Source organism: Agromyces litoreus (assembly GCF_040496015.1).
Taxonomy (GTDB): Bacteria; Actinomycetota; Actinomycetes; order Actinomycetales; family Microbacteriaceae; genus Agromyces; species Agromyces litoreus.
Map to the genome: position 1 here is coordinate 161,729 of NZ_JBEPKA010000002.1, position 26,675 is coordinate 188,403.

The following is a 26,675-nucleotide window of genomic DNA, read 5'->3' on the forward strand; positions in this document are numbered from 1 at the left end:
GCCGCGCACGCTCCATCCGGACTCCCGACCACCACCACGAAGCGATGAGGAAGAGGGACCACCCATGACCGACCAGATCCTGTCGCCCGGCGACGTCCGCCTGGCCCCCGGATCGGCGAGCCGCGAGGAGGCGATCCGGGCCGCGGGCGCCATCCTCGTCGAGGCCGGCGCCGTCCGCCCCGCGTACGTCGACTCCATGCTCGAGCGCGAGGGGAGCGTCTCGACCTACATGGGCAACTGGCTCGCCATCCCGCACGGCACGAACGAGGCCAAGGACCAGATCGTGCGCTCCGCGCTCTCGTTCATCCGCTACGACGAGCCCATCGACTGGGGCGGCGAGCCGACCAGGTTCGTGGTCGGCATCGCCGGCCTCGGCGACGAGCACCTCGAGATCCTGTCGAAGATCGCGATGATCTTCTCCGACGAGGACGAGGTCGGCAAGCTCCTCGCGGCCGGCTCCGCCGAGGAGCTCGCCGCGGCGCTGTCCGAGGTGAACGACTCGTGAAGGCCGTCCACTTCGGCGCCGGCAACATCGGTCGCGGCTTCATCGGGCTGCTCCTGCACGATGCGGGGTACGAGCTCGTCTTCGCCGACGTCAATGCGGAGCTCATCGACGCGCTCGCCGCATCCGACCGGTACACGGTGCACGAGGTGGGCACGGGTGCACGCGACCTCGTCGTCGACCGGTACCGGGCGGTCAACTCGCAGGCGGACGCCGCGGCGCTGGCCGCCGAGCTCGCCGACGCGGACATCCTCACCACGGCCGTCGGGCCGAACATCCTCAAGTTCATCGCGCCGCACGTGCTGCAGGCGCTGCGCGACCGCGACTCGGGTGCGGCGCCGCTGGCCGTGATGGCGTGCGAGAACGCGATCGACGCGACGAGCATGCTGCGCGAGGAGACCCGGCGGCTGGCCGGCCCCGACGAGTGGCTCGAGCTCGAGCGTCGGGCGGTGTTCGCCAACACCGCCGTCGATCGCATCGTGCCCGGCCAGCCCGAGGGCGCCGGCCTCGACGTCACGGTCGAGACGTTCTCCGAATGGGCGATCGAGGAACCGCCGTTCGGCGACGCGCCGCCGGTCATCCCGGGCGCGCACTTCGTCGACCGGCTCGGGCCGTACATCGAGCGGAAGCTGTTCACGGTGAACACCGGCCACGCCTCCACGGCGTACTTCGGCTTCCTCGCGGGCCACGCGAGGATCGCCGACGCGCTCGCGGACCCGTCGGTGGCCGAGCGCGTCGAGGCCGTCCTGCACGAGACGTCGGCGCTCATCGTCGCCAAGCACGGGTTCGGCGCCGGCGAGATGGCGGAGTACCGCGAGGTGATCCTCGGCCGGTTCCGGAACGACGCCCTGCCCGACACCGTCGAGCGCGTGGGTCGCCAGCCGCTGCGCAAGCTCTCGCGACGCGAGCGCTTCATCGCGCCGGCCGCCGAACTGGCCGAGCGCGGCCTGCCCGTCGACGCGCTGCTCGACGCGGTCGAGGCGGCGCTCGGGTTCGACGTGCCGTCCGACCCGGAGAGCGTCGAACTCCAGGAGCGCCTCGCGACCGAACCCGCCGGCGCGATCGTGCGGGAGGTGTGCGGCATCGAGCCGGGGCATCCGCTCCATGATCGGCTGCTGGCGGTCGTGGAGCGCCGCCTCGCAAGCTGACACGCGGCCGACTGGCGAATCGGCGACGATTCGCCTATAGTTGACCCTTGGTGTTTTGCACGCCCGCTTCTGCCTGCCCGATGGGCTCCGCAGAGGGCGTGCATCATCATCGCACGACCGACAACCCAAACCCCCAAGCGATAGTGAGGCTATGGCCAAGAAAGACGGCGTCATCGAGATCGAAGGCTCGGTCATCGAGGCTCTCCCGAACGCGATGTTCCGGGTCGAGCTGACCAACGGGCACAAGGTGCTCGCCCACATCTCCGGAAAGATGCGCCAGCACTACATCCGCATCCTCCCCGAGGACCGCGTGATCGTGGAGCTGAGCCCGTACGACCTGACCCGCGGCCGCATCGTCTACCGCTACAAGTAAGGGCTGTTCGGAAAGTAACGACCCGCGGCACCCCGCGGGTACGAGGACAGCGAAAAAAGGAACAACGACTGTGAAGGTCAACCCCAGCGTCAAGCGCATCTGCGACAAGTGCAAGGTCATCCGCCGCCACGGCCGCGTGATGGTCATCTGCGAGAACCCGCGCCACAAGCAGCGCCAGGGCTAGTCGCGCCGACGCACCCGAATACCGGCACTTCCACGAACCCGCACCGATGAGGCGCGGGGGACACCCTCGGACGGAGGCCGAGGCACCGGAAGTGCTCCACACCTCCGAACCATCCGACAGGAGAACGCCAACATGGCACGTCTGGCAGGAGTCGACATCCCGCGCGAGAAGCGCGTGGAGATCGCACTGACCTACATCTACGGCGTGGGTCGCACCCGCGCGCTCGAGACGCTGAAGGCCACCGGCATCAGCGGCGACATCCGGGTCAAGGACCTCAGCGACGACCAGCTCGTCGCGCTCCGCGACCACATCGAGGGCACCTACAAGGTCGAGGGCGACCTCCGCCGCGAGGTCGCCGCCGACATCCGCCGCAAGGTCGAGATCGGCTCGTACGAGGGCATCCGCCACCGCCGCGGCCTCCCCGTCCGCGGTCAGCGCACCAAGACCAACGCTCGCACCCGCAAGGGCCCGAAGCGCACCGTCGCCGGCAAGAAGAAGCCCGGCCGCAAGTAACCGCTCGTCGCCAGTCTTAGGAGATTTCACACATGGCAGCACCCAAGGCGGCTACTCGCAAGCCGCGCCGCAAGGAGAAGAAGAACGTCGCCGTGGGCCAGGCCCACATCAAGTCGACGTTCAACAACACCATCGTGTCCATCACGGACACGACCGGTGCCGTGATCAGCTGGGCGTCCTCGGGCGGCGTCGGCTTCAAGGGCTCGCGCAAGTCGACCCCGTTCGCTGCGCAGCTCGCGGCCGAGTCGGCCGCGCGTCAGGCGCAGGAGCACGGCATGAAGAAGGTCGACGTCTTCGTCAAGGGTCCGGGCTCGGGCCGCGAGACCGCGATCCGCTCGCTCCAGGCCGCGGGCCTCGAGGTCGGCAGCATCACCGACGTGACGCCCCAGGCGCACAACGGCTGCCGTCCCCCGAAGCGCCGCCGCGTCTAGTTCTTCGAGCCGTCGGTCGGCGGGTCGCGCGTCGTGCGCGCCCGCCGGCCGGCGGAATCCCGTTCTCTCAACAACTCAAGATCCTCGAACTCGCAGGTGTCATATAGCGGACACCCTGCCGAAAGGAATCACACCGTGCTGATCGCACAGCGTCCGACGCTCACCGAAGAGAACATCTCGGAGTTCCGTTCGCGTTTCGTGATCGAGCCCCTCGAGCCGGGCTTCGGTTACACCCTGGGGAACTCGCTCCGTCGCACCCTCCTCTCCTCGATCCCCGGCGCCGCCGTGACGAGCATCCGCATCGACGGCGTGCTCCACGAGTTCTCGACCGTCCCGGGCGTGAAGGAGGATGTCACCGAGATCATCCTCAACATCAAGAACCTGGTCGTCTCCAGCGAGCACGACGAGCCCATCACCGCGTACCTGCGCAAGCAGGGCTCCGGTGAGGTCACCGCGGCCGACATCTCCGCCCCGGCGGGTGTCGAGGTGCACAACCCCGAGCTGGTCATCGCGACGCTCAACGACTCGGCGAAGTTCGAGCTCGAGCTCACGATCGAGCGCGGCCGCGGCTACGTCTCGGCCAGCCAGAACCGCAACGAGTACTCCGAGGCCGGCCAGATCCCGGTCGACTCGATCTACTCGCCGGTCCTGAAGGTCACGTACCGCGTCGACGCCACGCGTGCCGGCGAGCGCACCGACTTCGACCGCCTCGTGGTCGACGTCGAGACGAAGCAGGCGATCTCGCCGCGCGACGCGATCGCCTCCGCCGGTCGCACGCTCGTCGAGCTGTTCGGCCTCGCCCGCGAGCTCAACAGCGCCGCCGAGGGCATCGAGATCGGCCCCGCGCCGGTCGACGCCGTGCTCTCGAGCGAGCTGTCGATCCCGATCGAGGACCTCGACCTGTCGGTCCGCTCCTACAACTGCCTCAAGCGCGAGGGCATCAACACGGTGTCCGAGCTCGTGGCCCTGTCGGAGTCGCAGCTGATGAACATCCGCAACTTCGGCCAGAAGTCGGTCGACGAGGTCAAGGACAAGCTCACCGAGATGGGCCTCGCGCTGAAGGACTCGGTCCCCGGCTTCGACGGCGCCCACTTCTACACGGGCTTCGAGGACGAGAACTAACGCAGGCCACGGGCCTCACCAACCCCACACCACTGGAGATCAAGAACCATGCCGAAGCCCACGAAGGGACCCCGCCTCGGAGGCGGACCCGCGCACGAGCGCCTGCTGCTCGCGAACCTCGCCGCCGCGCTGTTCACGCACAAGAGCATCACGACGACCGAGACCAAGGCCAAGCGCCTGCGTCCGTTCGCCGAGCGCCTGATCACGTTCGCCAAGCGCGGCGACCTGCACGCGCGCCGTCGCGTGCTCGCCGTCATCGGCGACAAGTCGGTCGTCCACGAGCTGTTCGCGGTCATCGCGCCGCAGGTCGCCGACCGTGAGGGCGGCTACACGCGCATCACGAAGATCGGCAACCGCAAGGGCGACAACGCGCCCATGGCCGTGATCGAGCTCGTGCTCGAGCCCGTCCAGCCGAAGCAGCGCGCCGCGAAGCCCGCCGCCGAGGAGACGCCCGCCGCCGAGACCCCGGCCGAGGAGGTCACCGAGGCCGAGGCCGCGGTCGACGAGGCCGCCGGCGCCGAGGCGTCGGAGGAGTCGGCCGAGGCTCCCGCCGAGGAGACCGAGGCCGCCGAGGCGAAGTAGCCCCGCGCAGCACCACTCGACGCCCCCGCAGCCCGACGGCTGCGGGGGCGTCGCGCATGCCGGGGGGGGCGGCGCCGTAGGCTGTCGGCCATGGGAGCGAGCCGATGACGATGCGGATCCGCCTCGACCTCGCCTATCAGGGCACGTCCTTCGCGGGATGGAGCCGCCAGCCGGGCCTGCGCACGGTGCAGGGCGTGGTCGAGGCCGCGCTCGCGACCCTGTTCCGACGCGAGGGGATCGCGCCGCGGCTCGTCGTCGCGGGCCGCACCGACGCCGGCGTGCACGCCACCGGGCAGGTCGCCCACCTCGACGTCGACGCCGAGGCGTTCGAGGCGGTGACCCGGCCGCGCCGCGGCGCCGCCGATGCGGGCCCGGCCGCCGACCCGTTCGGCGTGCTCGTCCGTCGCGTCACGGGCATCCTGGGCAGCACCGACGACGATGTCGTGGTCCGTGCGGCACGACCCGCTCCCGAGGGCTTCGACGCCCGGTTCTCGGCGGTGTGGCGGCGCTACGCCTACCGGGTCGCCGACCTCTCCGCCGTCCACGACCCGTTGCAGCGGCACCGGACGGTCTGGTTCCCGCGCGCGCTGGACGTCGAGGCGATGGACGTGGCCGCGCAGACGCTCGTGGGGCTGGGGGACTTCGCGGCGTTCTGCAGGCCGCGCGAGGGGGCCACGACCATCCGGACGCTGCAGTCGTTCCGTTGGCGGCGGGACGACGACGGCGTGCTCGTGGCGTCGCTCCAGGCCGATGCGTTCTGCCACTCGATGGTGCGCGCGCTCGTCGGCGCCTGCGTGGCGGTCGGCGAGGGACGGCTCGAGGTCTCGGGGCCCTCCGAGCTCATGCGCGCGGGCGAACGCACCAGCGCGTTCAAGGTCCTCCCCGCCCGTGGCCTCACGCTGACCGAGGTCGGGTACCCGGCGGACGAGGAGCTCGCCGCCCGGGCGGAGCAGACGCGGGCGCGTCGCGAATTGCACGTGGACGGCGTCGTCGGCTAAGCTAACCCTTTGGTGCCGTCGACTGCGTCGGTACCCGATGTTGAGCCCTCCACCGGAGCGTTCCCCCGCATCGCGGGAGAACACCCACCGGAGTGGGATTCACGAACCCCTCACTCGATCAGAAAGCAGCACTATCGTGACGCGCACCTACACCCCGAAGGCGAACGAGATCCAGCGCGACTGGGTCGTCATCGACGCCACCGACATCGTGCTCGGCCGACTCGCCAGCCACGCCGCAGCGATCCTCCGCGGCAAGCACAAGGCGATCTTCGCCAACCACGTCGACACCGGTGACCACGTGATCATCGTCAACGCCGGCAAGGTGGCCCTCACCGGCCAGAAGCTCGAGCAGAAGAAGGCCTACCGCCACTCCGGCTACCCGGGCGGCCTCAAGGCCGTCGGCTACGCCGAGCTGCTCGAGAAGAACCCCGTCCGCGCCGTCGAGAAGGCGATCCGCGGCATGCTCCCGAAGAACTCGCTCGGGCGCGCCCAGATCAAGAAGCTGAAGGTCTACGCCGGCCCGGAGCACCCGCACGCCGCCCAGCAGCCGAAGCCGTACACCCTCACCCAGGTCGCCCAGTAAGCCCGGCGCCGAGCGAAAAGGACTCAGACACCACCATGGCGAAGATCGCAGACCAGATCGACCAGGCTCCCGAGAGCTACACCACCGAGTCGGCTCCGGCCGCCGCCCCCGCGGCGCGTCCCGTGCTGAACGTGTCGGGCGCGGCCGTCGGCCGCCGCAAGGAGGCCATCGCGCGCGTGCGCGTCGTGCCGGGCGCGGGCAACATCACGGTCAACGGCCGTGAGTTCGCGGACTACTTCCCGAACAAGCTCCACCAGCAGCTCATCACCGACCCCTTCACCGTCCTCGAGCTCGGCGGCTCGTACGACGTCGTCGCGCGCATCACCGGCGGCGGCCCCTCGGGCCAGGCCGGTGCGCTCCGCCTCGCCATCGCGCGTGCGCTGAACGAGATCGACCGCGAGAACAACCGCCCGACGCTGAAGAAGGCCGGCTTCCTCACCCGCGACGCCCGCGTCATCGAGCGCAAGAAGGCCGGTCTCAAGAAGGCCCGCAAGGCGCCGCAGTTCTCGAAGCGCTAGTCTTCGGACCTCTGGATGCCTCGGCTCTTCGGAACCGACGGGGTCCGGGGCCTGGCCAACCGTGAACTCACGGCTGACCTGGCCCTGGGCCTCGCCCAGGCGGCTGCCGCGGTCCTGACCCAGGGCCGCCACGCCGACGAACTCCGCGCCGCCGGTCGTCGACCGACGGCGATCGTCGCCCGCGACCCGCGCGTCTCGGGCGAGTTCCTCACCGCGGCCGTGTCGGCGGGGCTCGCCAGCTCCGGCGTCGACGTGCTCGATGCGGGCGTCGTGCCGACCCCCGCGACGGCGTTCCTCATCGACAGCATCGACGCCGACTTCGGCGTCATGATCTCGGCGTCGCACAATCCCGCACCCGACAACGGGATCAAGTTCTTCTCCTTCGGCGGCACCAAGCTGCCCGACGAGGTCGAGGACCGCATCGAGTCCTACCTCGGACGGCAGAAGCTCGCCCCGACCGGCGACGGCGTCGGTCGCATCCGGCGCTTCGCCGACGCGGAGGACCGCTACGTCGTCCACCTCCTCGGCACGCTCCCGAACCGCCTCGACGGACTGAAGGTCGTCATCGACTGCGCACACGGCGCCGCGGCGGGCGTGTCGCCCGAGACCTTCCGCGACGCCGGCGCCGAGGTGATCGTGATCGGCGCCGACCCCGACGGCACCAACATCAACGACGGCGTCGGCTCGACCCACCTCGAACCACTCCGCGCCGCCGTGCTCGAGCACGGCGCCGACCTCGGCATCGCCCACGACGGCGACGCCGACCGCTGCCTCGCGGTCGACGCGGCCGGCGAGGTGATCGACGGCGACCGCATCATGGCGATCCTCGCGGTCTCGATGCAGGAGCGCGGCACCCTGACGGACGACACGCTCGTCGTGACCGTCATGTCGAACCTCGGACTCAAGCTCGCCATGGCCGAGCGCGGCATCGACGTCGTCGAGACGAAGGTCGGCGACCGCTACGTGCTCGAGGCGCTCACCGCGGGCGGGTACGCCCTCGGCGGCGAGCAGTCCGGCCACGTCATCATGACGGAGTTCGCGACGACCGGCGACGGCGTGCTCACCGGGCTGCACCTGGCCGCCGAGATCGTGCGGACGGGCAAGTCCCTCGCCGAGCTCGCGCAGGTCATGACGGTGTACCCGCAGGTGCTCGTGAACGTGCGCGGCGTCGACCACCACGCACTCCACGACGACGACGGCATCGCCGCGGCGGTCCGCTCGGTCGAGGCCGAGCTCGGCACCACCGGGCGCGTCCTGCTGCGGCCCTCCGGGACCGAGCCCATGGTGCGCGTCATGGTGGAGGCCGCCGACCAGGCGGTCGCCGAGGCGCACGCCGAACAGCTCGCCGACGTCGTGCGCGAGCGACTCGCCCTCTGATCGGACGACGCCTCAGAGCTTGCGCAGCAGCACGCTCGAGACGGTGTGGTCCGCGTCCTTGCGGAGCACGAGCGAGGCGCGCGAACGGGTCGGCCGGATGTTCTGCAGCAGGTTCGGCTCGTTGATCGACTGCCAGATCGAGCGCGCCCGTGCCCGCGCCTCGTCCTCCGTGAGGCTCGCGTACCGGTGGAAGTAGGAGCGCGGGTTCGAGAACGCGCCGCGCTGCAGCTTCAGGAACCGCTCCTCGTACCACCGCGCGATGTCGCGCGTGCGCGCGTCGACGTAGATGGTGAAGTCGAACAGGTCGCTGACCGCGAGGCGGTGGCCCGGCCCCGGAGGCTGGAGCACGTTCAGGCCCTCGATGATGAGCACGTCGGGGCGCCGGACCGTGATCTGGGCGTCGGGCACGATGTCGTAGGCCAGGTGGGAGTAGAACGGGGCGCGCACCTCGGGCGCTCCCGACTTGACCTCGCTCACGAAGCGGAGCAGCGCCCGGCGGTCGTACGACTCCGGGAAGCCCTTCCTGGCCATCAGCCCTCGGCGCTCGAGCTCCGCGTTGGGGAACAGGAACCCGTCGGTCGTGACGAGCTCGACGCGGGGCGTGTGCTCCCAGCGGGCGAGCAGTTCGCGCAGCAGTCGCGCGATCGTCGACTTGCCGACCGCGACCGAGCCGGCGACGCCGATCACGAACGGCGTGGCCTCGAACCGTTCGCGCAGGAAGGTGCTGGTGACCTCGTGCAGCGACTTGGTCCCGCCGACGTAGAGGTTCAGCAGCCGACTGAGCGGGAGGTAGACCTCGGCGACCTCGCGAAGGTCCAGCGGCTCTCCGAGGCCGCGGAGCTGGACGATCTCGGTCTCGCGGAGGGGCGACGGCATGGACGGCGCGAGGGCCGCCCACGAGTCGCGGTCGAGTTCGACGAACGGGGAGGTCTGCGTGTGCGTCGACGGGCTCTGCGGATCGGGCACCGGGACAGTCTAGTGCCGACGGCGAGGGCAGCCGGGCGCGGCGGACGCCCAGCCGGCCGTCGATACAATCGAGCCCATGTGTGGAATCGTCGGATACGTCGGAGAGCGCAACAGCCTCGACGTCCTCCTGGGCGGCCTTCGCCGCCTCGAGTATCGCGGGTACGACTCGGCCGGGGTCGCGGTCGTCGACGGCGAGGGGGAGTTGGAGTTCGCCAAGCGCGCCGGAAAGCTCAAGGTGCTCTCCGACGAGCTCGAGCGCCACCCGATCGGCGAGGGCGGCACGGGCATCGGCCACACGCGCTGGGCGACGCACGGCGGCCCGACCGACCGCAACGCCCACCCGCACCTCGCCGACGAGGGGCGGCTGGCGCTCATCCACAACGGCATCATCGAGAACTTCTCCGAGCTGAAGGACGCGCTGCTGGCGGCCGGCTACGAGTTCGAGTCCGAGACGGACACCGAGGTGGCCGCGGTGCTCCTCGGCACGCACTACCGCGAGACCGGGGACCTGCGCGAGGCGTTCCGCCGCACCGTGTCCCAGCTCGACGGCGCGTTCACCCTCCTCGCGGTGCACCGCGACGAGCCGGGGGTCGTCGTCGGAGCCCGTCGCAACTCTCCGCTGGTGATCGGCCTGGGCGACGGCGAGAACTTCCTGGGCTCGGACGTCGCGGCCTTCGTCGAGTACACCAAGCGCGCCGTGGCGATCGGCCAGGACCAGATCGTCGCGATCACCGCCGACGGCGTGACCGTGACCGACTTCGACGGCGCTCCCGTCGAGGTCGAGCCGTTCGACGTCGCATGGGACGCCTCGGCGGCCGAGAAGGGCGGCTGGTCCTCCTTCATGCGCAAGGAGGTCTCCGAGCAGCCCGACGCGGTGGCGAACACCCTCCGCGGCCGCATCGTCGACGGCGTCGTCTCGATCCCGGAGCTGGAGTCGTTCGGCGAAGCGCTGCTCGACGTGCGCCGCATCACGATCGTCGCGTGCGGCACCGCCGCGTACGCGGGGATGGTCGCGAAGTACGCGATCGAGCAGTGGGCGCGGATCCCGGTCGAGGTGGAGCTCAGCCACGAGTTCCGCTACCGCGACCCGGTCATCGACGAGCACACGCTCGTCGTGTCCATCAGCCAGTCGGGCGAGACCATGGACACGCTGATGGCGGTCAAGTACGCGCGCGAGCAGGGTGCCAAGGCGATCTCGGTGTGCAACACCCAGGGCGCGACGATCCCGCGCGAGTCCGACGCCGTCGTGTACACGCATGCGGGGCCCGAGGTCGCGGTGGCCTCGACCAAGGCGTTCGTCGCGCAGATCACGGCGCTGTACGTGTTCGGGCTCCACCTCGCGCGCGTGCGCGGCACGATGACCGACGAGCAGCTCGCATCGCAGGTCGACGAACTGCTGGCGGTTCCCGAGAAGGTGGCGACCGTGCTCGAGCAGGCCGACCGGGTCGGCGAGCTCGCCCGGTGGATGTCGGACACCCGCTCCGTGCTCTTCCTCGGCCGTCACGTCGGGTACCCGATCGCCCTCGAGGGCGCGTTGAAGCTCAAGGAGCTCGCCTACATCCACGCCGAGGGCTTCGCCGCCGGCGAGCTCAAGCACGGCCCGATCGCGCTCATCGAGCCCGGCCAGCCGGTGTTCGTGGTGGTCCCGAGCCCGCGCGGTTCGGCGAGCCTGCACCCGAAGGTCGTCTCGAACATCCAGGAGATCCGCGCTCGCGGCGCGCGCGTGATCGCGATCGCCGAGGCGGGCGACGCCGCCGTGCTGCCCTTCGCCGACGAGGTCATCCGCATTCCGCTGGCCGGCCCGCTGTTCGAGCCGCTCCTCGCGGTCGTCCCGCTGCAGATCTTCGCGATGGAGCTCGCGCAGGCGAAGGGGCTCGACGTCGACCAGCCGCGCAACCTGGCGAAGTCGGTCACGGTCGAGTGAGTCCGGGCCGGCGACGGCCGCGAGGCCGTCCGTTCGGCGACCGGGTGCGGCAGACTCGAACCGTGGGCACGGGAGGAGCGACGTGATCGCCGGCATCGGGATCGACGTGGTCGACATCGCGCGGTTCGGGCGTTCGCTCGAGCGCACGCCCGGCCTGCGCGATCGCCTGTTCGCCGAGAGCGAACGCGAGCGGCCGGTCCGATCCCTCGCTGCGCGATTCGCGGCGAAGGAGGCGCTGATCAAGGCGCTCGGAGGGCACGCGGTCATCCGATGGCATGACATGCGGATCGTCCAGGACGCCGACGGCAACCCGGACTTCGCGCTCTCCGGGGCGCTCTCGGCGCACGTCGAGGCCCTCGGCATCGACCGCGTGCACCTGTCCATGAGCCACGACGCCGGCATCGCGAGCGCGTTCGTGGTGCTCGAGCGCGGGGTCGGGCGGGCGTCGAGCTCGCGCGAGGCCCTCGCCGCCCCCGACGAGGAGTCCCCGTGAACCCCCGGCACGCCCGATCACCCTTCCGCGAAGCGGTCGTCGACCTCGATGCGATCCGCCGGAACGTGGCGCACCTCGCCTCGCTCGTCGCGCCCGCGCAGGTCATGGCGGTCGTGAAGGCCGACGGCTACGGCCACGGCGCCGTGCCGGCCGCCCGCGCCGCGCTCGCCGGTGGCGCGTCGCGGCTCGGCGTCGCCGACCTGGACGAGGCGCTCGCGCTCCGCGACGCCGGGATCGATGCGCCCGTGCTCGCCTGGCTGCACGACCCCGAGGCCGGCTTCCACGCCGCGATCGGCCGGCGCATCGAACTCGGCGTCTCGTCGCTCGCCCAGCTCGAGGCGATGGCGGATGCCGCCGCCTCGGCGGGCGCCCCCGCCGAGGTGCACCTCAAGCTCGACACGGGCCTCAGCCGCAACGGCATCGCCCCCGCCGACTGGAGCGACGCCGTGGCACGTGCCGCCGAACTCGAGCGGGCGGAACGCATCCGCGTGCGCGGGGTGTTCAGCCACCTCGCGAACACCTCGCCCGAGGAGGATGCCGCCCAGCTCGCCGCGTTCCTCGACGGCGTCGCCGAGGCAGAGCGCGCCGGCCTCGCACCCGAGGTGCGGCACCTCGCAGCCACGGCTGGCGCGCTGCGCATGCCCGAGGCGCGGCTGGACCTCGTGCGCCTCGGCATCGGCATCTACGGCGTGCCGCCGTTCGGCGACGGCACCACGGCGGCCGACCTCGGACTGCGCCCGGCGATGACGCTGCGCGGCCGCGTGGCGGCCGTGCGCCGGGTCGAGCCCGGTACCGGCGCCTCGTACGGCTACGCGTGGCGCGCGCCGCAGCCGACCACCCTCGCGCTCGTGCCGCTCGGCTATGCCGACGGCGTGCCGCGCCAGGCCTCGGGCCGCGCCGAGGTCGCGATCGCGGGTGTCCGCCACCCGGTCGTCGGCCGCATCGCGATGGACCAGTTCCTCGTCGACGTCGGCGAGGCCGAGGTCGCCGTCGGCGACGAGGTCGTGCTCGTCGGCGACCCGGAGTCGGGCGCGCCCTCGGCCGACGACTGGGGCGACGCCGCCGACACCATCGCCTACGAGATCGTGACCCGGATCGGGCCGCGGGTGCCGCGCACGTACGTGGAGCGCGACTGATGCGCCGGGTCGTGCCCGACTCCGAGGCGATGGAGTCGCTGGGCCGCGAACTGGGCCACGAGCTGCGCGCCGGCGACCTCGTGGTGCTGACCGGGCCGCTCGGCGCCGGGAAGACCACGCTCACGCGAGGGATCGGCGAGGGCCTGGGGATCCGCGGACCCGTGCAGAGCCCGACCTTCGTGCTCGCCCGGACCCACCCGAGCCTCGTCGGCGGCGCACCGCTCGTGCACGTCGACGCCTACCGGCTCGGCACGGCCGCCGAGCTCGAGGACCTCGACCTCGACTTCTCGCGCTCGGTCGTCGTGGCCGAGTGGGGCGCGGGCCTGCTCGACGGCGTCAGCGACTCGTGGCTCGAGGTCGTCATCGTGCGGCGCCGGGGCAGCGAGCGGCCCGACCCGGCGGTCGACGGGATGGCGGAGACGGACCCGCACGACGAGGAGCTCGACGCCGACGAGCCCAGGACGGTCGAGCTGCGCGGGCACGGACCGCGCTGGGCCGGCACGCGCTTCGCGGTGCAGGGCGAGCTCCCGGACGGTCTCGGCTGAGCGCCGCGAGCGCTCACGGCGGACGCCCGGCCGCACGCCCCTAGGCTTGATGCCATGCTCCTCGCGATCGACACGTCCACCGGGACGAGCGTCGCCGTCGTCGACCGGGAGGCGGGGATCCTCGCCGAGGTCGGCACCGACGACACCATGCGGCACGCCGAGCTCATCGGCGACGGCATCCGCGACGTGCTCGCGACGGCGGGCGTCGCGCCGGGTCGCCTGTCGGGCGTGGCGGTCGGCATGGGACCCGGCCCGTTCACGGGCCTGCGCGTCGGCATCGCGGCCGCGCGGGCGTTCGCGCTCGGCATCTCGCGAGAGGTCGTGCCCGTCGTGAGCCACGATGCGATCGCGCGAGCCTGGTACCGGGCCGGCGGATCGGGCGCGCTGCAGGTCGTCACCGACGCCCGTCGCCGCGAGTCGGCCGTGACCGACTACGACGGCCTCGACGCCCATGGACTCCCGATCCGGCTCGACGCCCCGCGGCTCGAGCCGCGCGACGCCGTGCCGGCGCCCCGCGGCATCCGCCTCGACGCCGGCACCGTCTCGGCCGGGGCCCTCGGAATGCTCGCCGAGCTCGCGGTCGCGGCCGGTCGGCTCCCGATCGCCGACGACCAGCCGCTGTACCTGCGTGCTCCCGACGTGACGCTGTCGACCGCGAAGCGGGTGCTGCGATGAGCCTCATGCTCCGGCGAGCCGGCGGCGACGACCTCGATGCCCTCATGCGGCTCGAGCGCTCCACCTTCGCGACCGACGCCTGGCCCGAGTCGGCGATGCGGTCCGAGCTCTCGAGCGAGCACACGTACTACCTCGTCGCCGTCGACGACGCCGCGCCGCGCGAGCCGGTCGCCTACGCCGGCCTGCTCGCACCGCGCGGCTCGGGTCAGGGCGACATCCAGACCATCGCGGTCCACCCTGCGCATCGCGGCGCCGGGCTCGGGCGGGCGCTCATGCACGCCCTCATCGACGAGGCCCGACGTCGCGGCGCGTCCGAGCTGTTCCTCGAGGTCCGGGCCGACAACCCCGTCGCGCGGTCGCTCTACGTCTCGCTCGGCTTCGCCGAGATCGGCGTGCGACGCGGCTACTACCAGCCCGACGGCGTCGACGCGATCGCGATGCGCCTCGACGTGCCGCCCGCCGTCGCGCGCCCGGCGGACCGCGTCGGACCGGATGCCGCGACCGCGGGGCCGACCGTCCCGACCGCAGGAGGTCCGCAGTGAACCGCGATGCGCCCCTGGTCCTCGGCATCGAGACCTCGTGCGACGAGACCGGCGTCGGGATCGTGCGCGGGACCGAACTGCTCTCGAACGCGATCGCGTCCTCGATGGAGGAGCACGCGCGCTATGGCGGCGTCGTGCCCGAGGTCGCCGCACGCGCCCACCTCGAGGCGCTCGGCCCGACGATCCGCTCGGCGCTCGAGGAGGCGTCCGTGGAGCTCGCCGACCTCGACGCGGTCGCGGTCACCAGCGGCCCCGGCCTCGCCGGCGCGCTGATGGTGGGCGTCGGTGCCGCGAAGGCGCTCGCCCTGTCGCTCGAGAAGCCGGTCTACGCCGTCAACCATCTCGTCGGGCACGTCGGCGCCGACCTGCTCGGCGGCGCTCCGCTCGAGACGCCGAGCATCGCCCTGCTGGTCTCGGGCGGGCACACGTCGCTGCTGCTCGTGCGCGACCTCGACTCGGACGTCGAACTGCTCGGCGAGACCATCGACGACGCCGCCGGGGAGGCCTTCGACAAGGTCGCGCGGCTGCTCGGGCTGCCGTACCCCGGCGGCCCCGAGATCGACCGCGCCGCCATCGGCGGAGACCCGACCGCTATCCGCTTCCCGCGCGGGCTGACGCGGCCGAAGGACCTCGAGCGGCACCGATACGACTTCTCGTTCTCCGGGCTGAAGACCGCGGTCGCGCGCTGGGTCGAGCAGCGCGAGGCGGCCGGCGAGCCCGTGCCGCTCGCCGACGTCGCGGCGAGCTTCCGCGAGGCGGTGGTCGACGTGCTCGTCTCGAAGGCGATCGCCGCATGCACGGACCTCGGCGTGCCCCGGCTGCTGCTCGGCGGCGGCGTCGTGGCCAATCGCCGCCTGAGAGAGGTCGCGGAGGAGCGCGCGGCGGCGGCCGGCATCGCGCTGCGCATCCCGCCGCTCTCGCTGTGCACGGACAACGGCGCGATGATCGCCGCGCTGGCCGCCCGACTGATCATGGCCGGCCACGGGCCGTCCGGGCTCGACTTCGGCGCCGATTCCACCCTGCCCGCGACCGAGATCCGGACCTGATCCCACCGGGTCGTCGGTCCCACGTCGCCCCAGCGCCCGCGCGCTAGTCTGGGCGCGGGGACCCCCGCGAACGCGGGGTGCCGACGCGCACCGCGGATCGTTGACACGACCGTGCGGCGCTGCCAGCATTGCCGGGTCCACGCCTGCACGAGAGGGAGCAGCCACCATGACCGACCCCACCACGCCGGACGGCGCGCCGGACCAGAACGCGCAGAACGTCCCGCCGCCGCCCCCGCCGCCCGCACCGGCGGCCCAGCCCGCTCCGCCGGCCCCGCCGGCGCAGCCCGCACCGGCTTCGCAGCCCGCGCCGGCCTACGGCGGCGCGCCGTCGTACGCGACGCCGCCGGAGCAGAAGACCAACATCCTGGCCATCGTCTCGCTGGTCTCGGCGTTCTTCATCTCCCTCGTCGCGATCATCACCGGCCACATCGCGCTCAGCCAGATCAAGAAGACCGGCGAGCAGGGCCGCGGCCTCGCGATCGCCGGCCTCGTGATCGGTTACATCGGCCTCGTCGTCGGCCTCATCGTCGGCATCGTCTGGATCGCCGTGCTCGGCGCCGCGTTCAGCACCGGTTCGTTCGAGACCTACTGATCGGCATCGATCCGCACCACGGAAGGGGTTCGACGTGAGCGATCCCGGCACGCCCGGCGGCCCGACGGAGCCGGAGCAACCGGCCTCCGGCGCGACGTCGCCTCCGGGATCGCCCGTCGACCCGACCGTGGAGGCGGGAGCGGAACCGGCGACGCAGGTGCCGGCGCCACCCGCGCCGCCGGCACCGTCCGCGCCGCCGGCTCCGGCACCGCCCGCGCCGCCGGCTCCGGTCGGCGCGGTGCCGCCGGTCGGTCCGACCGCGGCTCCGCCGGTCGGCGGGCCGTTCGACAGGGCGCCCGGCGCGCCGGCACCGGGTGCGACCGCGTCCGGTCCTCCGGCCGGGGCGACGTCGGTGCTCAGCCTGATCTCCCTCATCGCCGGGGTCATCGGCGTGGTCGGGTCGCCGATCGCGATCATCCCGGTGGCCGGCGGCATCCTGCAGCTGCTCGTCCCCGCCGCCGCCGTCGTCCTGGGCTTCCTCGGGCGCAGTCGGGAGCCCGCCGCCCGCGGGATGTGGCTGACCGGCATCATCCTCGGATTCGTGGGCATCGGGATCGCGCTGCTCTCGTTCGTCCTGTGGGGCCTGGTCTTGGCGATCGGCGACTGGGCCGTGCGGGGCTACTGAGACGAGCGAGATGACCGACGGACCCGACCCCGAACGCGGCCGAGACGAGCCGGCACGGCCGGCCCCGGCCGCCGCGCCGCGCGTGCCCGCATCCGCTCCGCCGACCCTGCCGGCTGCGCCCGGGCCGGTCGCACCGCCCGGCCCCGCGACACCCGAGCGCGGCTACGAGGTCCCGTTCGACACGGCCGAACTGCACGGACTTCCCACGGGGCAGCTCCTCACCGTGCACCGCCCCGAGCCGGCGATGCCGATGGAGGACGCCGAGGAGGACGAGCAGCGTCGCGTCTACAGCCGCGTCGGTGCGGTGATCGGATCGATCGGGGCGATCGCCTCGTTGTTCGTCGGCTGGATGCTGCCGCTCTCGGTCGCGGCGATCGTCTTCGGCGTGCTGGGCCTGCGGCGGGAGGAGCACGGGCGCGTGCTGGCCTTCGTCGGCATCGGGACCGGCGTGACGGGCCTGGTCTTCTCCGGGGTCTGGCTCGGCTACTACGCGATCGTGTTCGAGGCGCTCCCGTCCTGAGCCTCGCCACCGGGGAGGCGCTCGACGAGCAGCGCCACGTGGCGTCCCTCCTCGCGGGTGAGGATGACGGTGGCCGATTCGGCGCCCTTGAGCTTCAGTCGCGTGCGCAATGCCGCAGGATCCACGTCGACTCCGCGCTTCTTGATCTCGAGGGTGCCGACCTGTCGGTCCTGCAGCGCGCGCCGGAGGTTGCGCTCGTCGGCCGGGAGGCGTTCGAGCACGCGGAAGCCGCGGGCGAACGGCGTCGCGACCTCCCGGTCGCCGGTCAGGTAGGCGATGCCGTCGCTGAGCATCCACGCGCCCATCGACCGGGCGAGGTCGCCGATGAGCCGGGCCCGGATGACCGCGCCGTCCGGCTCGTACACGTAGTCGCCGACGGGCCCGACGGGCGCATCCTCGGAGTCGGCGGGCGCGACCAGCTCGTGCGCGGCGTCGCCGCGGATGACGAGCGCGGCCCGGCCCACGCCGGCACGCGCCAGCGCGCCCGTCCAGACCGCCAGCTCGACGACGTCGCCGTCGACCGAGACCCACTGGGCCTCGGCGCCGTCGGGCGCGACGTCGCGGTCCGTGCCGGGGCCGAGCTTGACGCCCACCGGCATCCGGTCGGCGAGCCCGAACGCGAAGTCCAGCGACGGGGAGTAGTCGGCGGCGTCGGAGAGTCGCGTCGTCGTCCCGGCGGCGGTGGTCCGGCGCGCGGGATCGAGCCACGCCGCGTCGATGCCGCCGAGCGCGACGTCCTCCGCCCGCGCGTGCAGGACCCGGACCTTCGGGAACGGGGTGAGGTTGAATGCGGCGACCGCGGCGGTGACCTCGTCGGCCTCGGCCGCGGTGACCTCGAGGTCGACCGCCGCCATGGCCAGCGCGTCGCCGCCGATGCCGCACCCGAGGTCGGCCACGTGGCGGAGCCCCGCCCGCGCGAACCGGCCGGCGTGCAGCGCGGCGACCCGCAGGCGCGTCGCCTGCTCGAGGCCGGGCTCCGTGAAGAGCATCCGGTCGGCGAACTCCCCGAACTTCGCCCTGGCCCTCGTCCGCAGTCGCGACTGGCTGAGCACGGCGGCGACGAGCCCGGCGTCGTGGCCTCGGCTGCGGAGGTCGGAGACGACCTTCACGACATCCGCGCGGGAGGAGTAGGGCGGCAGCGAGTCGAGCAGCTCGAGGCCCTCGGGGGAGAGCAGCCGCACCAGCTCGTCGCGTTCCACGCGGCCACGCTAGCACCGGGCCGCGCGCTGGCACTCACGTTGCACGAGTGCCAGAACCGCCCTAGACTCGGGGTTAGCACTCTCGTCCAGAGGCTGCTAACCCCAGTCTTCGTCAAGAAAGAGGTCAACCGTGTCGGTTTCCATCAAGCCGCTCGAGGATCGCATCGTCATCAAGCAGGTCGAGGCCGAGCAGACCACCGCCTCCGGGCTGGTCATCCCCGACACCGCCAAGGAGAAGCCCCAGGAGGGCGAGGTCGTGGCGGTCGGCCCGGGCCGCATCGACGACAACGGCAACCGCGTGCCGCTCGACGTGGCCGTCGGCGACAAGGTGATCTACTCGAAGTACGGCGGCACCGAGGTGAAGTTCGGCGGCGAGGACTTCCTCGTGCTGTCGGCCCGCGACGTGCTCGCGGTCGTGGTCCGCTAGTCGACACCGACGCTTCCGCGGCCCGGATGCCACACGGCATCCGGGCCGCGTCGTCGTCTCGGCCGGAAGTCGACGATCCGCGGCAGCCGACGCCGGGTCGGATGCGCCGGCGCGCGCGTAGGCTGTCACGGTGCCAACCGCTCCGACCCCGACGGCGCCGGCGAGCGCCACGACCGCGGGCGTGAGCCGCGGCGGACTCGTCTACGCCGTGTCGGCGTACTCGCTCTGGGGCTTCCTGCCCGTCTACTTCCTCGCCCTCGCGCCGACCGGACCGGTCGAGATCGTCGCCTGGCGCATCCTGCTCTCGCTCGTGTTCTGCGCCGCGCTGATCGCCGTGACGCGATCCTGGCACGCGATCCGGGCGCTGCTGCGGGATCGCCGGGTCGTGCTCACCATGGGCGTCGCGGGCGCGTTGATCTTCGTGAACTGGCTGACCTACGTGTACGCCGCGATGAGCGGCCAGGTCGTCGAGGCCGCGCTCGGCTACTTCATCAATCCCATCGTGACGGTCTTCCTCGGCGTGCTCGTGCTGCGCGAGCGGCTCACCCCGCTGCAGTGGACCGCCGTGGGCATCTCCATCGTCGCGGTGGCGGTGCTCGCGTTCGGGTACGGCCGACTGCCGTGGATCGCGCTCGTGCTGGCGTTCAGCTTCGGCTTCTACGGCCTGATCAAGAAGCGGGTCGGTCCGCGGGTCGATGCGATCTCGGGGCTCACGCTCGAGACCGCCTGGCTCGCGCCCGCGGCCGCCGCGCTCCTCGTCGTGGTCGCCTCCACGGGCGGGCTCACGATGGGCACGGTGAGCGGGTGGCACACCACGCTGCTGCTCGCTGCCGGAGCCGTGACCGCGGTGCCGCTCCTGCTCTTCGCGGCCGCCTCGCGCCGGCTGCCGCTGACCTACATGGGCTTCATCCAGTACTTCGCCCCGTTCATCCAGTTCGTCGTGGGCGTCCTGGTGCTCCGCGAGCCGATGCCGCTCGAGCGGTGGATCGGATTCGCCCTGGTCTGGGTGGCGCTCGGCGTGCTCACGTTCGACCTGGTGCGCGGCGCCAGGGCGGCGCGTCGCGCGGCGTCGCTCGAGCCGGTCTGAGTCCCCCCGGACGGGGGTGGGGCGTGGGGCGGGCGTCGGCCGCGATCGTGCGCGAACATGCGCCTGAACGGCGGTTTCGTGCGCTCCCCGCGCGCCCGACGGGGCACAGGTAACGATTCCGTGTGCGTTACCGGGTTGTGACCGCGGCAATCTTGTGTCGCCTGTGGGCGGGCAATACGGTCGATACACCGGCGTCGTCAGGCGCTGATTGTGTACCGATCCTTCAGTCCCAAGGAGCATCATGAGCGTATTCGCGAGGGCCAATGCCTCGCGCTCGACTCGCGCGGCTTGGACGGGCGTCGCCATCGCTGGCGTCTCCGCCCTCCTCCTCACCGCGTGCAGCACGGGCGGCGACACCGAACCGGCCGAGTCGGAGGCGCCCGCGGCGTCCGGCGACGCGCAGTCGATCGAGGCGGGTGACCGCGATCTGACCCTGAAGGTCGGCACGATCCTGCCGCAGTCGGGTGCCCTGGCCTTCCTCGGCCCGCCTGAGGAGGCCGGCGTCGAGCTCGCCGCGCAGGACATCAACGACGCCGACATGGGCATGACGGTCGAGGTCGTCTACCGCGACTCGGGCGACACCACGACCGACACGGCGACCGTCTCGGTCACCGACCTCCTCTCGCAGGACGTGTCGGCGATCATCGGTGCGGCCTCGTCGGGCGTCTCGAAGACCGTCATCGACCAGATCGTCGCCGCCGGCGTCGTGCAGTTCTCGCCGGCGAACACCTCGGCGGACTTCACCGACTACGACGACAACAACCTGTACTGGCGCACGGCTCCGTCCGACGTGCTGCAGGGCGAGGTCCTCGGCAACCTGATCGCGGAGGACGGCAACGCCACCCTCGGCATGATCGTGCTGAACGACGCGTACGGCACCGGTCTCGCGCAGTTCACCAAGGACGCGTTCGAGGCCGCCGGCGGCGAGGTCGTCGCCGAGGCGCTCTTCAACGAGGGCGACTCGAGCTTCGACGCGCAGATCTCCGAGGTCACCGCGCAGAACCCGGACGCGATCGCGCTGATCACGTTCGATCAGGCGAAGATCATCACGCCGGCGCTCGTCGGCTCCGGCTACCCGGGTGACCAGCTGTACTTCGTCGACGGCAACCTGGCGGACTACAGCGCGGACTTCGCTCCGGGCCTGGTCACCGGTTCGAAGGGCACGCTGCCCGGTCTCGACGTCGGCACGCTCGGTGACTTCACCGACCGCCTGCTCGAGGTCGACTCGAGCCTGACCGACTACAGCTACGCGGCCGAGTCCTACGACGCGCTCATCCTGATCGCGCTCGCGGCCTACGCGGCGAACAGCACCGACGGTGCCGACATCGCGGCGTACCTGCAGCAGGTCTCCGGTGGTTCGGGCGAGGGCGAGACGGTCGACACCTTCTCGGCCGGTGCCGAGCTGCTCGCCGAGGGCCAGCAGATCGACTACGACGGCCCCTCCGGCCCGGTGACGTTCGACGAGAACGGCGACCCGACCGAGGCGACCATCGGCATCTACGAGTACAAGGACGACAACACCTACGAGCGCATCGGCGACGGCTGATCGTTCACCCCACGAAGGGCCCCGGCTTCGGCCGGGGCCCTTCGGCGTGCTCGGGGCGATCACGGACGCGGTCGTGGCCGGCCCGATCGCCCGATCACCCGATCGCCCGATCGCCTGATCGCCGGCCGCCCGGTCACCTGATCGCCGGCCGCCCGGTCACCTGATCGCCGGCCGCCCGGTCACCTGATCGCCCGGTTACGCCCAGTCGCTGCGACGTACGCACTCGGACTCGCGGCGTCATGGCGACTCGAGACCTGCGTCGCCGTTGCCCGCGTCGGCCCCCGGCAGACGGCCGGGACGCCGCGTCGCCGTTCTGGTGGCGCCTGCGCGACCTGGCGCCGCCTGACCGCCGCCTGACGCCGCCTGACGCCTTGGGGCGCCTTCTGATCACGCCGCACGCCAGGCCACCCGTGCCGGGCCGAGCGCCGGCCCCGCCTGCCCTGCCGTCCGCGCCGGCCGTCTGCGCTGCGCCGTCCGGCTGCGTCGCGGTCGCGGCGCACCCGCGGAGTCGCGGCGCCCGTGACCCGGGAGCGCCGGCGGCGTCGGGGCCGTCGCCGGCGAGCCGCCGCACCTGCGGTCGGTACCGTCGGCTCCATCCCGCCGGTGGGCACCGCCGAGCATCCGGCGCGCGCCCGTCCTGTCCTGGGCGGGTGCTTCTGGCATCGCACGACGTCGCGCCCCGGCACTCGGCCCTCCCGGGGGCCGCGGGAACGCTCGCGAACGTCGCACGCGCCGCACGAGAGGCCTCCGCGCACGAGAACGGGGGCGGGGATGCCTCGCATCCCCGCCCCCGTTGCCGGCGCCCTCGGAGGGCTACTCGTCCTGTCCGAGCGTGCCCAGGTAGAGCCCGATCACCTTCGGGTCGTTGAGCAGGTCGCGCCCAGTGCCGGTGTACGCGTCGCGGCCCTGGTCGAGCACGTAGCCGCGGTCGCAGATCTGCAGGCATCGACGCGCGTTCTGCTCGACCATGATGGTCGTGACGCCCGCGCGGTTGATCTCCTTGACGCGCAGGAACGCCTCGTCCTGGCGCACCGGCGAGAGGCCGGCGCTCGGCTCGTCGAGCAGCAGGACGTGCGGACCCATCATCAGGGCGCGCGACATGGCGACCATCTGGCGCTCACCGCCCGAGAGGGAGCCCGCCCGCTGCGCGAGTCGCTTCTTGAGATCCGGGAAGATCTCGGTCACGAACTCGAGGCGGTGCTTGAGGTCCTTGGGCTTCTGGAAGATGCCCATCTCGAGGTTCTCCTGGATGGTGAGCGACGGGAACACGTTGTTCGTCTGCGGGACGAACCCCACGCCCTTGGCGACCAGCTTGTTCGCCTTGAGGTTGGTGATCTCCTGGTCCTGCAGGAAGATCCCGCCCTCGCGCACCTTCACGAGGCCGAAGATCGCCTTGAGCAGCGTCGACTTGCCGGCGCCGTTCGGGCCGATGATGCCGATCAGCTCGCCCTGCCGGGCCGTGAGCGAGCATCCGTTCAGGATGTTGACGCCGGGCAGGTAGCCCGCCGTGACGTCGCGCACCTCGACGACCATGTCGCCTTCGGGCTCCATCACCGGAGTCGTCGTGGGTTCACTGTTCGTCATCGATGAGCTCCTTCAGCACCGTGACATGGCCCGTGTCGGTCGCGCCCAGGTCGGAGTCGTGGTGGGCTCCGAGATAGGCGTCGATCACGGCCGGATCCTGCATGACCTCGTGCGGGTCGCCCTCGGCGACGACCTTGCCCTCGGCCATGACGATGACCCAGTCGGCGATGTGCCGCACCATGTGCATGTCGTGCTCGACGAAGAGCACGGTCATGCCCTCCGCCTTGAGGTCGAGGATGTGGTCGAGCAGGGACTGGGTCAGCGCCGGGTTGACGCCGGCCATCGGCTCGTCGAGCATCACCAGCGTGGGGTCGCTCATGAGCGCCCGCGCCATCTCGAGCAGCTTCCGCTGCCCGCCGGAGAGGCTCGCGGCGTAGTCGTCCTTCTTCGCGTCGAGCTTGAACCGCGTGAGCAGGTCGTCGGCCTTGCCCTCGATCTCGTTCTCCTGCTTGCGCCAGAACGACGGGATGAGGCCGCGGAAGATGTTCTCGCCCGCCTGGTCCTTGGCGCCCAGCTTCATGTTGTCCATGACCGAGAGCAGGCCGAGGGATTTCGTGAGCTGGAAGGTGCGGATGAGGCCCATGCGGGCGACCTTGTACGCCGGGACGTGCGCGAGCGAACGGCCCTCGAACGACCAGGTTCCCGTGTCGGGCTTGTCGAACCCGGTCAGCAGGTTGAAGAAGGTCGTCTTGCCGGCACCGTTCGGCCCGATGAGCGCCGTGATGGCGTTCCGCGGGATCTCGACGTGCTCGACGTCGACCGCCGTGAGGCCGCCGAAGGTGCGCTTGACGCCGTCGGCCACGAGGATCGGGTCGACCTTCTTGACGCCCGGGGCGGGCTCGCCGACGTGGAGGCCGGTCGATTTCACCGGCTTGGCACTGGGAGTGTTCTCACTTGACAAAGGCCAACTCCTTCTTGTTGCCCAGGATGCCCTGTGGCATGAAGACCACGAGCAACATGATCGCCACGCCGACGAGGATGAACCGCAGCTGACCGGCCTGGACCTGTGTCATGAACGGCAGCCATCCCGCCTCGACCGCTCGGGCGACGAAGCCCGAGAAGAACGAGAGGAGCACCCAGAAGACGATGGAACCGAGGATCGGCCCCAGGATGGTCGCGGCCCCGCCCAGCAGCAGGATCGCGTAGATGAAGAACGTCAGCGTCGGCTGGAAGTAGCTCGGCACCACCGCGCGTGGCAGCACGAAGATGATGCCCGCGAGCGTTCCGAACAGGCCACCGAGGATGAGGCTCTGCATCTTGTACGAGTACACGTTCTTGCCCAGGGCGCGCACGGCGTCCTCGTCCTCGCGGATGCCCTTGATCACGCGGCCCCACGGGCTGCGCATCAGGAGCCACGTGAGGACCGCGGCGAGGATCACGACGATCCATCCGATGATTAGGAAGAACCAGGCGCGGTCGCTGAACACCCACGGACCGAACCCGTAGCGCCCGTCGGGCAGTGGGTTCAGCGTGAGCAGGTCGCGCTGGTACTCGGAGAGGCCGTTGGCCGAACCGGTCACCGGCTGGAACTCGTTCGTCGTGAACGTCAGCCTCAGCACTTCGGCTGCGGCGATGGTCACGATGGCGAGGTAGTCCGCCCGCAACCGCAGCGTCGGGATACCGAGGATGAGCGCGAAGATCACCGATGCCACGAGGGCGGACAGGATGCACGCCCACCACGGCCAGCCGAGCTTCAGTGCCGGGATGGCGTACCCGTAGGCGCCGAGCAGCATGAATCCCGCCTGACCGAAGTTCAGCAGGCCGGTGAAGCCGAAGTGGATCGCGAGACCCAGTGCGGCCAGGGCGTAGGCGGCGGTCGTCGGGCTGATCAGCTCGATCGCCGCGTTTCCGAAGATTGCTCCCCAGTCGATCATGTCGCGGGCCTCCTATCCGATTCTCTCTTGGCGGCCGAGGATTCCCTGGGGCCGGAACAGCAGCACGAGGATCAGGATGACCAGCGCACCGACGTACTTCATGTCGCTCGGGAGCCAGAGCGTCGACAGCTCGACGAACAGGCCCACGATGAGGGATCCGACGAGGGCGCCGAACGCGGTGCCCAGTCCGCCGAGGGTGACCGCCGCGAAGATGAGCAGCAGGATCTGGAAGCCCATGTCCCAGCTGACCCCGGGGCGGAAGTAGGCCCAGAGGATGCCGGAGAGACCCGCCAGCAGTGCGCCGAGCACCCAGACGATCCGGATGACGCGGTCGACGTCGATGCCGCTCGCCGCGGCGAGCGGTGCGTTGTCGGACACCGCGCGCGTCGCCTTGCCCGTGCGCGTGCGCAGCAGGAAGTACGCCACGCCGAGCAGCACCACGACGCTGACCGCCATGCTCACGACGTCGACCCAGGAGAGGGCGACCGGACCGAACCGGATGTCGGAGGGAAGCGTCGCTCCGGGCAGCTGCCTCGTCGACCCGCCGTAGAAGAACTGGTACGTGTACCGCATCGCGAGCGAGAGGCCGATGCTGACGATCATCAGCTGGATGACGCCGACGCCCCGGCGCCGGAGCGGCTTCCAGAGCCCGGCGTCCAGGGTCCATCCGAGCGCCGCGCTCAGCACGAGCGCCGCGATGATCGCGAGCCAGAGGGGCCACGCGAGATCGACTCCGAACGTCAGGACCATCAACGCACCGAACGTGATGAGCTCCGCGTGCGCGAAGTTCGACAGGCCGGTGGTGCCGAAGATGAGCGAGAGCCCGATCGCGGCGAGCGCGAGGAGCAGGCCGAAGTTGATGCCGTTCACCGTGCGCTCGATGATCTGGTCGAACAGGTTGACGGTGACCCGCTGGCCCTCGCCGAGGAAGAAGTTCACCGCCTTGCGGCTCGTGAGCCCGAACTCGGACGTGACCGTGGCCTGTCCGTCCTCGACGACGACGCCGTCGGGAAGGGTGTCCTCGTCGAGCGTGAGCTCGTACTCGGCCTTCTCGGGGACGCCGACCTGCCAGCGCCCGTCGGCGTCGGTCTCGGTCTCGGCCTCGAAGCCGCTGCCCTCGACCGTGATGCGCACGCCTTCGAGGGGGTCACCCTCGAATTGGACGTTGCCGGTGAAGAAGAACTCGAACTCCTCCGCGGTGGGCTCCGCGTCCGTACCCCCTTCGTCCGCCATCGCAGGGGACGCTGCGATGCCGGACAGAGTGAGTGCGGACAGTAGGAGTCCGAGGAGGAGGAGCCACCTCCCACGTGAGCGTGGGCGGACTGATTGCGTGGATTCCACTGAACCTCCAAAGGTCCCGGCATGGGGGTCGGCCGGGTTCGCCTTTCCTGCGACGACGTCGTCACAGTACGACCCGATTATGTCCCAGGTGTTTCGCAGCGGGGCACAAACGGCCCTCGATTGTTATCCGGGGAATGCCGCGCGCGCAAACTCGCTTAAACTTCCTGTACCGCGACGATGCGCCCGTGCCCGCGACCCGCGGACCGCGGGCGATCGAGCACG

At 71.4% G+C, this 26,675-nt stretch carries 31 protein-coding genes; 25 read left to right on the forward strand and 6 right to left on the reverse strand.

Annotated elements, in window-relative coordinates; translation table 11 throughout:
• Positions 1-64 precede the first annotated feature (64 nt).
• The 12 genes from ABME01_RS02375 to glmM all read left to right on the forward strand — a co-directional run bounded on the left by ABME01_RS02375 (position 65) and on the right by glmM (position 8,331).
• Positions 65-505: a PTS mannitol transporter subunit IIA gene (locus tag ABME01_RS02375; RefSeq protein WP_353826753.1), complete on the forward strand. Its 441-nt coding sequence runs from the start codon at positions 65-67 to the stop codon at positions 503-505.
• Entirely contained in the window at positions 502-1,650 is a 1,149-nt protein-coding gene (locus ABME01_RS02380) for a mannitol-1-phosphate 5-dehydrogenase (protein WP_353826754.1), read from the forward strand. Before ABME01_RS02375 ends, ABME01_RS02380 begins: the two co-directional genes overlap by 4 nt.
• 151 nt (positions 1,651-1,801) lie before the next feature.
• A complete protein-coding gene (gene infA / locus ABME01_RS02385; protein WP_011186713.1) occupies positions 1,802-2,023 on the forward strand; it encodes a translation initiation factor IF-1 in 222 nt (73 codons plus the stop codon).
• A gap of 70 nt (positions 2,024-2,093) precedes the next feature.
• Positions 2,094-2,207, forward strand: coding sequence for a 50S ribosomal protein L36 (gene rpmJ / locus ABME01_RS02390; protein ID WP_056734976.1), 114 nt, complete (start codon positions 2,094-2,096; stop codon positions 2,205-2,207).
• Positions 2,208-2,339: 132 nt separating this feature from the next.
• Entirely contained in the window at positions 2,340-2,720 is a 381-nt protein-coding gene (rpsM, locus tag ABME01_RS02395; protein ID WP_092668572.1) for a 30S ribosomal protein S13, read from the forward strand.
• 32 nt (positions 2,721-2,752) lie between these two features.
• Positions 2,753-3,151, forward strand: coding sequence for a 30S ribosomal protein S11 (gene rpsK, locus ABME01_RS02400; RefSeq protein WP_353826755.1), 399 nt, complete (start codon positions 2,753-2,755; stop codon positions 3,149-3,151).
• 135 nt (positions 3,152-3,286) lie between these two features.
• Positions 3,287-4,273 carry a DNA-directed RNA polymerase subunit alpha gene (locus ABME01_RS02405; protein ID WP_353826756.1) on the forward strand — a complete coding sequence of 329 codons (987 nt, stop codon included), beginning with the start codon at positions 3,287-3,289 and terminating at the stop codon, positions 4,271-4,273.
• Between the two features lie 48 nt (positions 4,274-4,321).
• Positions 4,322-4,855 carry a 50S ribosomal protein L17 gene (gene rplQ, locus ABME01_RS02410; RefSeq protein ID WP_353826757.1) on the forward strand — a complete coding sequence of 178 codons (534 nt, stop codon included), beginning with the start codon at positions 4,322-4,324 and terminating at the stop codon, positions 4,853-4,855.
• 110 nt (positions 4,856-4,965) lie between these two features.
• Positions 4,966-5,853, forward strand: a complete 888-nt coding sequence (locus tag ABME01_RS02415) for a tRNA pseudouridine synthase A (protein WP_353826863.1) — start codon at positions 4,966-4,968, stop codon at positions 5,851-5,853.
• 136 nt (positions 5,854-5,989) lie between these two features.
• Entirely contained in the window at positions 5,990-6,436 is a 447-nt protein-coding gene (gene rplM / locus ABME01_RS02420) for a 50S ribosomal protein L13 (RefSeq protein ID WP_353826758.1), read from the forward strand.
• Positions 6,437-6,471: 35 nt separating this feature from the next.
• A complete protein-coding gene (gene rpsI, locus ABME01_RS02425; protein WP_353826759.1) occupies positions 6,472-6,954 on the forward strand; it encodes a 30S ribosomal protein S9 in 483 nt (160 codons plus the stop codon).
• Positions 6,955-6,969: 15 nt separating this feature from the next.
• A complete protein-coding gene (gene glmM, locus ABME01_RS02430; protein WP_353826760.1) occupies positions 6,970-8,331 on the forward strand; it encodes a phosphoglucosamine mutase in 1,362 nt (453 codons plus the stop codon).
• 12 nt (positions 8,332-8,343) lie between these two features.
• Here the strand turns inward: glmM and coaA are convergent, their stop codons facing one another.
• Positions 8,344-9,297: a type I pantothenate kinase gene (gene coaA / locus ABME01_RS02435; protein WP_353826761.1), complete on the reverse strand. Its 954-nt coding sequence runs from the start codon at positions 9,295-9,297 to the stop codon at positions 8,344-8,346.
• 76 nt (positions 9,298-9,373) lie between these two features.
• Between coaA and glmS the strand changes: the two genes are divergently transcribed.
• From glmS to ABME01_RS02485, 10 genes are all read left to right on the forward strand, one after another.
• On the forward strand, positions 9,374-11,221 hold the full coding sequence (gene glmS, locus ABME01_RS02440) for a glutamine--fructose-6-phosphate transaminase (isomerizing) (protein WP_353826762.1): 1,848 nt from the start codon (positions 9,374-9,376) through the stop codon (positions 11,219-11,221).
• An 82-nt stretch (positions 11,222-11,303) separates the two neighbouring features.
• Entirely contained in the window at positions 11,304-11,714 is a 411-nt protein-coding gene (locus ABME01_RS02445; protein WP_353826763.1) for a holo-ACP synthase, read from the forward strand.
• Positions 11,711-12,850, forward strand: coding sequence for an alanine racemase (gene alr / locus ABME01_RS02450; protein WP_353826764.1), 1,140 nt, complete (start codon positions 11,711-11,713; stop codon positions 12,848-12,850). The genes ABME01_RS02445 and alr overlap by 4 nt, the downstream gene beginning before the upstream one ends.
• Positions 12,850-13,395: a tRNA (adenosine(37)-N6)-threonylcarbamoyltransferase complex ATPase subunit type 1 TsaE gene (gene tsaE / locus ABME01_RS02455; protein WP_436407383.1), complete on the forward strand. Its 546-nt coding sequence runs from the start codon at positions 12,850-12,852 to the stop codon at positions 13,393-13,395. The genes alr and tsaE overlap by 1 nt, the downstream gene beginning before the upstream one ends.
• Positions 13,396-13,449: 54 nt before the next feature.
• Entirely contained in the window at positions 13,450-14,070 is a 621-nt protein-coding gene (gene tsaB, locus ABME01_RS02460; protein ID WP_353826765.1) for a tRNA (adenosine(37)-N6)-threonylcarbamoyltransferase complex dimerization subunit type 1 TsaB, read from the forward strand.
• Entirely contained in the window at positions 14,067-14,612 is a 546-nt protein-coding gene (gene rimI, locus ABME01_RS02465) for a ribosomal protein S18-alanine N-acetyltransferase (protein ID WP_353826766.1), read from the forward strand. Before tsaB ends, rimI begins: the two co-directional genes overlap by 4 nt.
• Positions 14,609-15,658 (forward strand): tRNA (adenosine(37)-N6)-threonylcarbamoyltransferase complex transferase subunit TsaD, encoded by a 1,050-nt coding sequence (gene tsaD / locus ABME01_RS02470; RefSeq protein WP_353826767.1) that lies wholly within the window; start codon positions 14,609-14,611, stop codon positions 15,656-15,658. The genes rimI and tsaD overlap by 4 nt, the downstream gene beginning before the upstream one ends.
• 166 nt (positions 15,659-15,824) lie before the next feature.
• A complete protein-coding gene (locus ABME01_RS02475) occupies positions 15,825-16,250 on the forward strand; it encodes a DUF4190 domain-containing protein (protein ID WP_353826768.1) in 426 nt (141 codons plus the stop codon).
• A 352-nt stretch (positions 16,251-16,602) separates the two neighbouring features.
• Positions 16,603-16,875 carry a hypothetical protein gene (locus ABME01_RS02480; RefSeq protein WP_353826769.1) on the forward strand — a complete coding sequence of 91 codons (273 nt, stop codon included), beginning with the start codon at positions 16,603-16,605 and terminating at the stop codon, positions 16,873-16,875.
• Positions 16,876-16,885: 10 nt separating this feature from the next.
• Positions 16,886-17,395 (forward strand): hypothetical protein, encoded by a 510-nt coding sequence (locus tag ABME01_RS02485; protein ID WP_353826770.1) that lies wholly within the window; start codon positions 16,886-16,888, stop codon positions 17,393-17,395.
• Here the strand turns inward: ABME01_RS02485 and ABME01_RS02490 are convergent.
• On the reverse strand, positions 17,362-18,594 hold the full coding sequence (locus ABME01_RS02490; RefSeq protein ID WP_353826771.1) for a class I SAM-dependent methyltransferase: 1,233 nt from the start codon (positions 18,592-18,594) through the stop codon (positions 17,362-17,364). The two genes, ABME01_RS02485 and ABME01_RS02490, sit on opposite strands and share 34 nt — an antisense overlap.
• A gap of 130 nt (positions 18,595-18,724) precedes the next feature.
• On the opposite strand from ABME01_RS02490, the gene groES reads away from it, so the two are divergent.
• The 3 genes from groES (at position 18,725) to ABME01_RS02505 (ending at position 21,654) form a co-directional block, all read left to right on the forward strand.
• The gene (gene groES / locus ABME01_RS02495; RefSeq protein WP_022889766.1) at positions 18,725-19,021 is read left to right on the forward strand and encodes a co-chaperone GroES; all 297 of its coding nucleotides are present in this window, start codon (positions 18,725-18,727) and stop codon (positions 19,019-19,021) included.
• A gap of 130 nt (positions 19,022-19,151) precedes the next feature.
• A complete protein-coding gene (rarD, locus tag ABME01_RS02500; RefSeq protein WP_436407384.1) occupies positions 19,152-20,108 on the forward strand; it encodes an EamA family transporter RarD in 957 nt (318 codons plus the stop codon).
• A 241-nt stretch (positions 20,109-20,349) separates the two neighbouring features.
• Positions 20,350-21,654, forward strand: a complete 1,305-nt coding sequence (locus tag ABME01_RS02505; protein WP_353826772.1) for an ABC transporter substrate-binding protein — start codon at positions 20,350-20,352, stop codon at positions 21,652-21,654.
• A gap of 813 nt (positions 21,655-22,467) precedes the next feature.
• Here ABME01_RS02505 and ABME01_RS02510 read toward each other — a convergent pair.
• Genes ABME01_RS02510 through ABME01_RS02525 form a run of 4 tightly spaced genes read right to left on the reverse strand, consistent with a single transcriptional unit; the run spans position 22,468 to position 26,345 of the window.
• Positions 22,468-23,238, reverse strand: coding sequence for an ABC transporter ATP-binding protein (locus tag ABME01_RS02510; RefSeq protein WP_353826773.1), 771 nt, complete (start codon positions 23,236-23,238; stop codon positions 22,468-22,470).
• Entirely contained in the window at positions 23,225-24,139 is a 915-nt protein-coding gene (locus tag ABME01_RS02515) for an ABC transporter ATP-binding protein (protein ID WP_353826774.1), read from the reverse strand. Before ABME01_RS02515 ends, ABME01_RS02510 begins: the two co-directional genes overlap by 14 nt.
• Complete coding sequence (locus ABME01_RS02520) at positions 24,129-25,109, reverse strand: branched-chain amino acid ABC transporter permease (protein WP_353826866.1); 981 nt, start codon at positions 25,107-25,109, stop codon at positions 24,129-24,131. Before ABME01_RS02520 ends, ABME01_RS02515 begins: the two co-directional genes overlap by 11 nt.
• A gap of 15 nt (positions 25,110-25,124) precedes the next feature.
• Positions 25,125-26,345 (reverse strand): ABC transporter permease subunit, encoded by a 1,221-nt coding sequence (locus ABME01_RS02525; RefSeq protein WP_353826775.1) that lies wholly within the window; start codon positions 26,343-26,345, stop codon positions 25,125-25,127.
• Positions 26,346-26,675: the final 330 nt, after the last annotated feature.